8 protein-coding genes and 2 pseudogenes are annotated in these 11,637 nt (G+C 59.6%); 4 read left to right on the top strand and 6 right to left on the bottom strand.

Features of this window, described 5'->3' with window-relative positions; translation table 11 throughout:
* Positions 1 to 2: 2 nt before the first annotated feature.
* On the bottom strand, positions 3 to 392 hold the full coding sequence (locus U5G49_RS27590; RefSeq protein ID WP_193444498.1) for a RidA family protein: 390 nt from the start codon (positions 390 to 392) through the stop codon (positions 3 to 5).
* Between the two features lie 178 nt (positions 393 to 570).
* On the opposite strand from U5G49_RS27590, the pseudogene U5G49_RS27585 reads away from it, so the two are divergent.
* Positions 571 to 1,756: pseudogene (locus U5G49_RS27585) on the top strand (IS481 family transposase).
* 146 nt (positions 1,757 to 1,902) lie between these two features.
* Here U5G49_RS27585 and U5G49_RS27580 read toward each other — a convergent pair.
* Together U5G49_RS27580 and U5G49_RS27575 are read right to left on the bottom strand one after the other, a co-directional pair.
* Positions 1,903 to 2,307 carry a type II toxin-antitoxin system VapC family toxin gene (locus U5G49_RS27580; protein ID WP_193444899.1) on the bottom strand — a complete coding sequence of 135 codons (405 nt, stop codon included), beginning with the start codon at positions 2,305 to 2,307 and terminating at the stop codon, positions 1,903 to 1,905.
* Positions 2,304 to 2,537 (bottom strand): AbrB/MazE/SpoVT family DNA-binding domain-containing protein, encoded by a 234-nt coding sequence (locus U5G49_RS27575; RefSeq protein ID WP_018247053.1) that lies wholly within the window; start codon positions 2,535 to 2,537, stop codon positions 2,304 to 2,306. The genes U5G49_RS27580 and U5G49_RS27575 overlap by 4 nt, the downstream gene beginning before the upstream one ends.
* 136 nt (positions 2,538 to 2,673) lie before the next feature.
* Between U5G49_RS27575 and U5G49_RS27570 the strand changes: the two genes are divergently transcribed.
* Positions 2,674 to 3,075: a hypothetical protein gene (locus U5G49_RS27570; protein ID WP_246289094.1), complete on the top strand. Its 402-nt coding sequence runs from the start codon at positions 2,674 to 2,676 to the stop codon at positions 3,073 to 3,075.
* A complete protein-coding gene (locus U5G49_RS27565; RefSeq protein WP_322790956.1) occupies positions 2,981 to 3,199 on the top strand; it encodes a GNAT family N-acetyltransferase in 219 nt (72 codons plus the stop codon). Before U5G49_RS27570 ends, U5G49_RS27565 begins: the two co-directional genes overlap by 95 nt.
* A gap of 102 nt (positions 3,200 to 3,301) precedes the next feature.
* Here the strand turns inward: U5G49_RS27565 and U5G49_RS27560 are convergent, their stop codons facing one another.
* Positions 3,302 to 5,179 carry a HAMP domain-containing methyl-accepting chemotaxis protein gene (locus U5G49_RS27560; RefSeq protein ID WP_193444900.1) on the bottom strand — a complete coding sequence of 626 codons (1,878 nt, stop codon included), beginning with the start codon at positions 5,177 to 5,179 and terminating at the stop codon, positions 3,302 to 3,304.
* Between the two features lie 428 nt (positions 5,180 to 5,607).
* Between U5G49_RS27560 and U5G49_RS27555 the strand changes: the two genes are divergently transcribed.
* Positions 5,608 to 6,324, top strand: a complete 717-nt coding sequence (locus tag U5G49_RS27555; protein ID WP_193444901.1) for a 4'-phosphopantetheinyl transferase family protein — start codon at positions 5,608 to 5,610, stop codon at positions 6,322 to 6,324.
* Here the strand turns inward: U5G49_RS27555 and U5G49_RS27550 are convergent.
* Positions 6,297 to 7,649, bottom strand: a complete 1,353-nt coding sequence (locus tag U5G49_RS27550) for a lysine N(6)-hydroxylase/L-ornithine N(5)-oxygenase family protein (protein ID WP_018245560.1) — start codon at positions 7,647 to 7,649, stop codon at positions 6,297 to 6,299. The two genes, U5G49_RS27555 and U5G49_RS27550, sit on opposite strands and share 28 nt — an antisense overlap.
* Positions 7,646 to 11,637: pseudogene (locus U5G49_RS27545) on the bottom strand (amino acid adenylation domain-containing protein). The gene U5G49_RS27550 and the pseudogene U5G49_RS27545 overlap by 4 nt, the downstream one beginning before the upstream one ends.

Here is an 11,637-nt window from a genome sequence, read left to right as displayed (position 1 = left end):
CTCTACAAGATTTTCGCGGCCGTTACCTCGACCTCGACGAGGAACTCAGGCCGCGTAAAGCCGCCGATGACGAGCAAGGTGGAAACCGGCTTCGGATCGAGCGTATAGCGATCCCGTACAGCCATATAGGCCGGGAAATCCTCGCGGCGGGTAACGAACCCCGAAATGCGGATCACATCGGCAAAACTCATCTCCGCCTCTTCGAGGATCGCCTTGATCGCCTCGAAGCAGAGTTCCGCCTGAGCCGTGATGTCGCTCGGAACAGTATCGTCGAGACCGATACCAAGCTGGCCCGACGTGACCAGAAGCGATGCGCCGGGCGGCACCAGCAGGCCGTGATTATAATTTCCGAAAGGCCGGCGCACCGAGGCCGGATTGAAGATTTTCTTCATCGATCGCTCTGAAATTTTCCCATAGGTCCGCAGATACCGCGACCCTACAGGATGCGGCAGGATATGAGAATATCGCGTTGCCCATGCTGTCTTGCGACAAATGCCCGACCTGAGAGATAGGTGACGTTTCGTACCGGAGACATGGGTAACACTTTTCGTTTTTTGGCGGGAGGTGTTGATGCCGTGGAAAGAGACTTCGGTGATGGAGGAACGTCTACGATTTGTCGCCCGGCTGCTAGAGGGCGAAGGCATGAGCGATGTGTGCCGTGCATTCGGCATCTCGCGCAAGACCGGCTACAAAATCTTCAATCGCTATAAGGACGACGGCCTGGAGGCGCTGACGGATCGGTCTCGACGGCCGGTGCGGTATGCCAACCAGCTGCCTGAGCCGGTCGAGGCGATGATCGTCTCGTGCAAGAAGAGCAAGCCGCATTGGGGTGCCAGGAAGATCAGGGAGCTTTTGGTGAAGCGCCTGGCCGGCGATGTGCGCGTGCCGTCGAAGAGTACGGTGCATGCCGTTCTCGATCGACATGGTCTGGTCGCCCATGCCCGCAAGCGGCAGCGACATCGAGCCGAAGGGACAGCCTTGTCACCGGCATTACTGCCGAACGATCTGTGGTGCGCCGACTTCAAGGGCGAGTTCAAACTTGGCAATGGTCAACTGTTACCCATTGACGGTCACCGACCAGGCGTCACGTTATCTTCTCGCCTGCGAAGCCTTTGAGTCGACGCGAGAACGGGCTGTCTTCGACGCGTTCCGCCGGCTGTTTATCGAATGTGGCCTGCCGACGGCGATCCGCAGCGACAACGGCTTGCCTTTCGCCAGTCCAAACGGGCTCTACAATCTGTCGAAGCTGTCGGTGTGGTGGCTGAGGCTCGGGATCACGCTGGAGCGCATCAGGCCGGGCCGTCCCCAACAAAACGGCCGGCATGAGCGCATGCACCTGACGCTGAAAAAAGAGGCGACCAGACCACCCGGCAAAAACATCCTTCAGCAGCAGGCCCGCTTCGATGCTTTCGTCAGCGAATTCAATCAGGAGCGGCCGCACGAGGCGCTCAACATGAAGGTGCCGGCAGATCTCTACGTCGCTTCGTCACGCCTCTATCAGGGCCTGCCGGAGATCGACTACCCCTTCCATGATCGGGATGCGCTGGTGACCAATTGCGGCCGCATCTGCATCTATCGCAAGAAGATCAACATCTCGACCGTGCTGGCCGGCCAGAAACTGGGGCTCAAGGAAGTCGACGACGGCATTTGGCTCGTCAGCTTCATGCATTATGATCTGGGATATATCGACCTGGAGCAGAGAACTTTGCAAACCATCGACAACCCGTTCGGCACGAGGTTGTCACCCATGTGTTAGGTACGTTTTGTTACCTATGTCTCCGGTATGGACAAAAAAGGCAGGTGACCGTCTTGATGATATTCGAACCGTCGACCCCGTTCGTGAAAGTCCAAGGGCTGGCCAAGGTGCCAGGGCTGTGATCTTGCCCCTCCCCTCCAGTGAAATCACTGAGCCGGTGAGATCAACACGACAGTTGGGAAGTATGACCGGTACCGACCAACGTCTCGCGTTAACAGCGGAACCTGTTGAACCGCAGCATGCGCGCCGATGAAGAAATCCGGCAAGACACCCGTCCGAGAGCCACCGCCCCGGCGATACCGCGTGAAGGCCTTTCCGGCAAGAAACAGCGCCGCCCGCGGAAACGCCGCGACGACCAGTCCCGCCTCGTCGATGAACGCGTCCAGTTCCTCGATGCGATCATAGCGGACTGCAAGTTCGGCATAAACGACATCGTTAATCAGCAGCGGGCCGGCGAGATTGGCCGCTTCGAGTTGCTCAATCGACCAGTCAGCCCAAGTTCCGTCATTGGTCACGAGATCGAGCAGAACATTCGTGTCGATCAGCGTCACACGTCACCACGGGTGAGTGCCATGATCGCGTCGGTATTGAGCCCCTCTCCGGCGTGTCCCCGAAGCTTTTGAAAGCGGCTAGTGGGCTGCTTCCTGTCGGCTCTTGTCAGTACCACACTACCATCTGCAGTCCGATGAAAATCGACCTCGCTTCCGGGAACAATCCCGAGCAATTCTCGAACCGCTTTGGGGATGGTGACCTGACCTTTTGCTGTGACTGTCGTCGTCATACCGAAACCTCGTAATACCGCTTTGGCATTAGGTATTACTTTCCGGCTTCGATTTCAACATTTCCTGGTGGACCTTCATGTCATCGCATACACAGCGACTGCCATGCTGTCCCGACTAGGCCAGAAGGCATCAGCATTGTCCATGTTGACGAAAATCGATGAATCCAAAGTAATCGTGCGCCCTGCCTCGCCGGGAGAGATGAAGAATCTCGGCGGATTCGGTGCATTGCTGATGGCGCTCCACCACGAGCTTGACGGGAAAAGATTCATCCAGGCCACGGCAGACACCCTGGCCAAATATCCGCACTTCCTCGACAGCGAGCTCGCGCGGCCCGATGCCATTCTGCTGGTCGCGGAAGAAAGCGGTTCGCTATCGGGATATGTGTATGCCGCGCGCGGAGGCTTTGATTACATGGCTCTGAGAGGACCGGCCGGCGGCATATATGACCCGTTTGTCGCAGCCGATAGGCGCCGGGCAGGGCATTGGTCGTCTTCTGCTGGACGCGGCGATGGAGACGTTGCAAGCGCGCGGTTCTGAGCGCTTTGTGCTGTCGACGGCGTTTCAGAACGAGGCGGCCCGATCCCTGTTCACTTCCATGGGTTTTCGTCCGGCCATGGTCGAAATGATCCGGGAAGCAGATGCCCACGGCCTCACCCCCTGAACGATGGTGCGTCGCGGCGAGATGATGCTGTCGCTCTGATACATTACGACGAATGATGGAGGACGATCGCCCAAGCGTATCTGATCTGACGTCAGCCGCGCGTCATCTTTGCGTCACGCGCCGCGAAGCGACCAAGTGGATTGGCCTGTTGCCTTCGAAGGCCCGTCCGCTGCGCTGCCCGTCCGCTGCGCTTTTGTCGCCGTCCAATTGAAACTGGTTGACCAGATCCCGCAGACGGCCTGCCTCGGAGGACAATGAGGCAACGGCAGCCGTCGACTGCTCGACCATCGCCGCATTTTGCTGGGTCGCCTGGTCCATCTGATTGACGGCCGTGTTGATTTCGGCAAGTCCCGTCGACTGCTCACGCGCCGATGTGGCAATCGCATCCATGAGTTGGTTGATGTGCACGACATACTCACCGATCGACTTCAGCGACGTTCCGGTTTCGAGAACCAGTTTCACGCCATTTTCCACGTCAGTTGACGATTTTTGAATAAAGCCCTTGATCTCCTTGGCCGCTTGAGCGGCGCGCTGGGCAAGCTCACGGACTTCCTGGGCGACGACTGCAAAACCTTTGCCCGCCTCACCCGCACGGGCAGCCTCAACGCCGGCATTCAACGCCAAGAGGTTCGTCTGGAAGGCGATCTCATCAATTGCACTAATGATGTTGGAAATCTGCTGTGAACTGTCTTCGATGCGCCGCATGGCCTGTTCCGCCTGCGAGACGACAGTTGCCGACCGCTGAGCGCTGATATCGGCTTCTTTGGCCACATTGCGTGCCTCGTCGGTGCGTTTGGTCGCCATCGTCACATTCGACGTGATCTCGTCCAAGGCTGCAGCCGTCTCCTCGAGAGAGGCCGCCTGTTGTTCGGTACGCTTGGAAAGATCCTGCGCGGCAGATGCAATTTCACCGGTACCATTATCGATGCTGTGCACCGTCTGGAGCACTGCGCCGATCGTCGCACCCAATTGCCGGAGCGAGGCGTTGAAGTCTTCGCGCAAGGCTTCGTATTCGGCCGCAAATTGCTCCGAAAGCTGGAAGGATATGTCGCCTGCTGCAAGCCGCCGGAGGCCTCCGCCCAATGTCGTGGTCGCGAAGCGCAATTGTTCCGCCTCGCGTTCGGCGCGCTGCTGGGCGGCGGCGCGCGCTGCCTCGCTCTCGCTGCGGGAATCGGCGGCTTCCTTCTCGAGCCTGACGACGTTGAGGGCATTCTGACGAAAAATTTCAACCGCACCGGCCATTTCGCCGACTTCGTCGGCGCGACCGGCATAGGGAATACCACTGTCAAGATCGCCATCCGACAAGCGCCGCATGGCTGAGGCGATGCTTCGGATTGGGTTGGCGATGCCCGATATCGCAAAGAAGATGCCGGCTATGGCAAGAAGCACGGCCAGCCCTGCGATCGCGGCCGTCAGCATGAAAGCGGATTGTGCGGAATCACCGCTCGCGGTCACAAAGCCTTCGGCCTGGTTGAGAATGAAAGCGACCAGATCCGCCACCGCCTTGTTCACCAGTTCGGCTTGCGGCTCCATATTCTCCTTGAAGAGGCGGATTGCTTCAGGCGTCTTCCCGTCATTTTCAAACGCGATCATTTGCTCTGCCAGCGTGCGATATTTGGCGAGTTCCGGCTTGATCTGATTGATCAGTTCGCGCCCACGCTCGGTGCGCACGCCCTTTTCGTATTCGGTGACAACTTTCTCGAGTGCGGCGCCGGCGGCATCGATTTTTTGCTGGCCGACATTCCGCTCCTCTGCTGTATCCTCCAGGAGGTACTGGGCATAGACCAATTTCAGGTCGAGGAAGTTATCCTTGATCTCGCGAGCCGTCACAAGCCTCTGCATCCAGAAGGTCCCAATCTGCTCAGTATTGGCACGAAGTGTCGAAATCGTGCTCAGCGAGACATAGGATAGGCCAACCATGAATAGACTGATGATCGACAGCTTTAAGATCAGGGCTTGCTTGATGCTCGGGCGCTTCATGCGGGTCTCCTCCAAGGTAGCTGGGACGATCGGCGTGCCGGCTGATGCAAGATTTCGCGCCAGATTCAATAATTTAGTATTAACTAAACAAGGATCCCGCCTTATTTCCTTGGAACTTCTGAGCAGATCCATACTTCCGCGATCAATTCAGCGCCCTGCGACTTAAAGTTCCTGGAAATCCAAGGAAATAGCAGCCATTGCGAGCGAAAAATCTCAGCACGTGAGGTCTCGATACCAAGAAAAGGATCGGTCGACATTGATTCGGATCGGCACGATCTCGTCATCTTCGCCATCGAGAACGAGCGTTGGAATGCCAATCGCCTTCAGGACGGGAAACGCCGATCCGCTCACGCAGCTCTCCTGCCGTACGCGACGTCGGCAAGCACCTGCATGCTTGCCAATCGATCCACGGAACACATACTGGGTCCATGCAGCAATCAGAAAACCAACCTGCCGACATTGAAATAGCGCTCTGGCAGTATTCCAAGAACGAAAGCGACTGGAACCGCTGGATGCAGTCGCTTTCATCGGATGAACGGGATCGCGCCGCGACCTATCGGTTTGAACGAGATCGGGCCTCGTTCATTGCCGGCCGGTATCTCTTGCGGCAACTGTTGAGCCTGCAGACCGGGATATCGCCGAGCAAGGTCCCATTGTCTCCAGACAGGCACGGCAAGCTGAGGCTTGAGGGTCGTGATAGGCCGCAATTCAGCCTCGCCAATGCCGACGGGCTTGTGGCGGTCGCGGTCGCTTCAGGATGTGATTACGTGGGAATAGACTGCGAGCGCGTCGACGCCGAGATCGAAGAGGCGGCAGTGGATAGCTATTGCAGTGCAGACGAACGGCGCTGGCTGATGGAATTGCCTGCGCGCGAACGTGCACGGGGCGCCATTGCACTCTGGACGCTGAAGGAGAGCCATCTAAAGGCACTCGGCGTCGGGCTGCGCGTGGATCCTCGCAACGTCGCCTTTTCCTGGAAGGATGGCATCCCTGTCATAACAGGCGGCGATCGCGATCGACGATGGCATCACCGTCTGGTCGAAAGCGGCAGCCAGCACGTCGTCGCGCTGGCTGCTTGCTCTCAATCGGGGCTCCCCGGCATTTCGATACGCCTATTTCAGGACGATAACATGCCGTCCGAATAGCCGGCTCGGAGCTGATGAGGCATTGCGGCAGCGGTCTCCGTCGCCCAGGCCAGTTGCCCATTGTCGGGTTCAGCATCGAAATGCTGCCGGCCGATAAGCGTGTTGACGATGGTTGCGCTGCGCCAGGCCATGAGGCTGAGCTGAGAGTCGGCGATACCGTGCGAATAGCGCCCCGCATTCTGCGCAAACACCCGGTTGGTCCGCGGACCCGTCCACTGCATCGTGTAGTCGTCATTGAGAAGCGGATAGCCGTTTCTGTCGAGCGTTATCCTGTCGCCCAGCGAGCCGAGAGCATCCGGCAATCGGAACCGGTAGCCGGTTGCCAGCACCACCGCATCTGCATGCAGCACCTCGATCCCGCCGTCGAATTGGTTCCTGACGATGAGCCGGTAGGCATTGCCGTTCCGCTCCATCTGAATCACATCGCGATTGGGCGCCAGAGAGGCATTGAGCGTGCTCGGCTCGAGGTAGCGCAACGCATAGAGGCGGCGATAGATCGAGTGAATCGTCGAAATCGACAAGCCGTCGCTGGTCAGGATCGAGTTCTTCAAAGCGGCCTGCTTCTGCTCGCCGCCGAGCTTCAGATAGGCCTGGACGTATTCCGGTGAGAAGACCTGGTTCGAAAACGGCGTATCGTTGATCGGCTCGAAATTATGACGCCGGCTGATCCATGTCAGCTCCGTCATGGAACCGGGATCGCCAAGCAAGGCTTCGACGACCTCGCCGCCGCTTTGACCGCCGCCGACCACGACGATGCGGGCGGTGCCGAGATCGCCGAGACGCGATTTGGCCTCGCTGTTATGAAAGCAATCGGCCCCTAGAAACGGTTTTGCCCAGTCGGGCACGAAGGGTGAAGATCCCGTGCCGATCACCAGGTTTCGCGCTTCTTCCTGTCCGTTGTCGAACCGCAGGAAGAAGCGGTCGTCGCGGTGCTCGACGTCGCGGATTTCCGTGCCAAAGCGCAGGCCGTCCACGCCGTTGGCGACCCAGGCGAGATAACGTGCAAACTCCTGCCGGGGAACGGCCTCATAATTGGCGTTCAGGAAAGCGTAGAGCCTCTTATGGGCAACCAGATAGGAGACGAATGACCAGCGGCTGGTCGGCAGGACCGGGGTGACGAGGTCTTTGAGAAAGGACGATTGCAGCTCGACGCCGGGCATCATCATGCCGGGATGCCAGTCGAAGGAGTCTCGTCGCTCGAAGAAACGGCTTCTGATCTCGGGCACCGACTCGAACAGGCAGGCGAGGCTCAGATTGGAGGGGCCGATGCCGATGCCAGCAATATCCAGCGGCTCGGCATCCCTGCGGGCAAAAGCGACGGTCATGCGATATCCTTCTCTGTTTCCTTGAGACGCAGGGCAAGCCTTGAGTGGAAGGCGGGAGACCCGATCATGTGCAGATGGTTGGTGCCGGTGATGATTTCGGCCGCATGCGCCCGCGGCGACAGGCGGCGCCAGTCGATCAGGTTGAGGCCGCGGTTGAGGCTGTCGTCGGCAGCCCAGGGATAGATCGGTACATCGTGAGGAACGAGCCGGTGCTTGCGGAAGATCAGGGCATTGTCGATCAGCACCCAAAACGTATGCTCACGACTGCTGATATCGGGCCCGTCGTTTGGAAGCGGGTCCTTTTCGTCGCCGACAAAACGCAGGAACTGGTCGTAGGTATCCGCGTCCATCGTCGACAGCAGCCGGTCCCATTCGGGACGCATCGCCGTTCTTCCAAGCCATGCCTGCACGTCTCGATGAAGCTCATCGCGCTCGCCGGGCCGGAACCTCGGCTTTGCGCCGATCGCAAATTCCGATCCGAGATCGCAAACATCGACCATCGCCATCATCCTGACGTCGACCTGATCACCGAGGGCGCGGGCAGCCTCGTAGGCCAGAAGCCCGCCCCAGGACCAGCCGAGGAAATAGCAGGGCGCGCCCTGACTGTGTGTCCCGATATAATCGACATAGCTCTCGATGATCTCTTCGACCGGAGCGCCGACTGCCTTTTTCTCGGAGAGCGAGTGGCATATGAAGCCGGTCGCCGGCTGATCGGCTCCGAGATAGTCGACGAGCTTGACATATTCGCGGGTGCTGACGAGAAGCCCCGGGAAGCAGTAGAGCCGCGGCTTGGCGCCGGAAGCGCGCAGCACGATCACCTCGGAGAGATCCCGTTGATCCCCCTGCTCCATCACGCCGGCAAACGAGCGAATGGTCGGGTTGTTGAAGATATCGGCGACGATGAGCGGGGTTTTCGGCCGGCGCTGCCGGAGCAAGGAAAGAATACGGATCGCTCCGAGCGAATTGCCGCCGATCGCGAAGAAATTGTCCTCGACGCTGATTGCTTCCAACTTGAGTACCTGCCGCCAGACATCCAGCACCTCTTCTTCGAGCACGGTTGCCGGCTCGACGATTGCGCGCTTGACCGGTTGTGGCGCCGGCAGCGCAAATCGATCGAGCTTGCTGTTCGGATTGGTCGGCATTTTTTCCAGTTCGACCACCGCAGCCGGCACCATATAGGACGGCAAGCTGCGTTCGAGGGCGGTGCGGGTCGTCTCGACGTCAAGCGTCTCGTCTTTCTTCGGAACGACGTAGGCAACGAGCGCCTTTTCACCGCCGGCATCGTCATCGCGCAGGACGACCAGAGCCTCGCCGACGCCGGGTTGCTGCAGGAGCGCCGCTTCGATCTCGCCGAGCTCGATCCGGTAGCCACGCAGCTTCACCTGATGGTCGACACGACCGACGAATTCGACGGTTCCGTCATCACGCCAACGCGTCAGATCGCCGGAACGATAAAGCCGGCCGCCCTCGGTGAAGAACGGATCGGGGATGAAGCGGTCCGCCGTCGTATCCGGCTTGCCGAGATAGCCGCGTGCGATGCCCTCACCACCGATATAGAGTTCGCCTGTCACGCCGATCGGGCACGGATTGAGGTCAGGGTCGAGCACATAGACGCGCCTTAACCCGACAGCGCGACCGAGGGGAGCATAGACCCCCTGGAACTTCGTGCCCGCCCTCACCTTCCAGACCATCGGCGTCATGATGGTTTCGGTCGGCCCGTAGCCGTTGATCAGCCATTCCGATTTCAGCGCCCGCGACAGCAGATCGAAGGTCGGTTGCGCCAGCCCCTCGCCACCGAAGGAATAAAGGCGCATTGGGGGCGCGCCGTCTGAAATATCAGCCCATTCCGCCAGCTGCTGCAGATAGGTTGTGGGAATGCTGGCATTGTTAGCGCCGTGCTTGCGCATGGCCGTCAATGTCTCTTCCGGCGTCCACAGTGGCTGATCGGGAAGGATGATACTGCCGCCCTCCATCAGCGGGTTCATCCATCGCTCGTGCCCGCCGTCCGAACTGAAAGGCAGGAACGGCAGCTCACGGGACGCCGAGCTCATGCCATAGACACGCGAGGTGTTCTGCAGATGGTGCGTCAGCGGGCCGTGCTCGACGGCCACGCCCTTCGGCAATCCGGTCGATCCGGAGGTATACATGACATAGGCCAGCTGATCCTTGTGAGTGGGAATATCGAGCGGCGTATCCGGCTCGCCGTCGAGGTCGATCTTGTCGAGGTCGAGGATAGTGGCGTCGAGCTCTTCCGGCAGCCGATGGCGAAGCCAGCTGTGGGTCAGAACGATTTTGACACCGCCATCGCGCAGAATGTGATGGTTGCGTGCCGGCGGATGGTCGGGCTCGACCGGGATATAGGCGCCGCCCGCCTTCAGCGTCGCGAGGATCCCGACGATTGCCTCTGGCGAGCGCTTGATGAAGATGGCGACCGTCACCTCGGCGCGAACACCCAGCTGACGCAACCGATGTGCGAGACGGTTGGTGCCGGCCTCTAGCCAGCCATGGCTCCATTCCTCGTCACCGTAGACAATCGCCGTCTTCTCCGGCGTCTGGCGCGAATGGGCTGATATCAGCTCGTGGACCGGCCTGTCATCGTTGACCACGTCATCTTCGTAGGGCGCCGACAACTGGTCGAGCTCGTCGCTGCCCACAAGTTCGATGTCCTTGATCCGCACGTTCGGCCGCGCAACGATCTGCTCGAGCACAAGGATGAAATGCCGGGAGACACGGGCAATCACGGCGCTGTCATAGAGATCCTGTGCATAATCGATCAGCCCGGATGCAGCACCATCCAGACCTGCTTCGATCACCAGGGAAAGCTCGCTGTCGGCGCGCGCGCCCAGGGGCTCCAGATTTGTTGCGTGCCCGGGGATCGGATACGGCTCGCGGAATTCGAACAGGGCTTTGACCACGGCTTCCTGGGCCGCCGCTTCGTCGACGACCAGTTCCTGGGTGATGCGCTCCAGCGGAACCAGCCGGCGAAGCCCCTCCTGCGTTACCGAAGTGATCGCAGAGATGACATCGTCGAGCGAATTTCTGGATGTTAGCGATAGGGTGAGGGGAAGGATCTGTTCGGCACGGCCGCGGTTCGCAAGGTGGTCCTTCTGCGGCCGCGCGATCAGGAGCCCGGTCAGCAAAGCGTAGTTGCCGCTGTAGCGTGCCAGCAGCGCGCAAAAGGCGGCATGCAACACGCGCTCGACCTGATATCCCTTTTGCTGCACATGTCGATCGAGCTTTTCCCAGAGACCGGGCTCGATCGAAAATCGATGCTGAGCGCGTGCCACACCTGCCAGCCCGCCACTGTTGAAGCGGGTGGGAAAGGTCGTGGCCGCGTAGTCGAGGCCGATCGTTTGCCGCCAGTAGGAGAGGGATTGCTGCGCCTGCTCTGTCTGCAGCCAATCGGCCTCTCGCGTTCCGGCCAAGATATCTGGTAGCTGCGTATCGCGGGTGGGTCCGCCATCGAGACTTCGCGTCAGGGAGCCGGTAAGAATCGACTTCTCGCGATCGTCTGAGATGTTGGATGAATCACGATCGTCAGAAGCGACTGTCCATCCGCAAGCAAGACAATCTGAACACGTGCCGGCGGACCGGCAAGAAGATCGAAGCGTCTGTCGCGGAAGGCTTTCTGTGCGGTCAATGCATGCTGCTCGGCAAGCGCAGCACCTTCACCGACAATCTCGATCGGTACAGCATTTAGTGTGCCGCAGTACTGTTCGACGCGCCCGCCCGCCAGCCGGCGGAACCGGGTGGCAAGGGAGGGATGTTGCGCCACCAGCGTCCGGCAGGCGCCGGCAATCGTCTTGACGTCGAACGCCGGGCTCAATCGCAGCGAAATGACCTGGTCGGGAAAGACCGTGTAGTTGCCGATCTGCTCCAGCGACCAGATACGCTTCTGGGCGATCGTCAGTGGAAAGCTCTCGAAGACCGCGTCCGTTGCGATATCGGTCGGGTGGGCATCTGCGAAGTTTGTGATCTGCTTGTTCAT

It is taken from the genome of Rhizobium indigoferae (assembly GCF_034554815.1).
Classification (GTDB): Bacteria; Pseudomonadota; Alphaproteobacteria; order Rhizobiales; family Rhizobiaceae; genus Rhizobium; species Rhizobium leguminosarum.
This window is presented reverse-complemented; position numbering and strand designations above follow the sequence as displayed.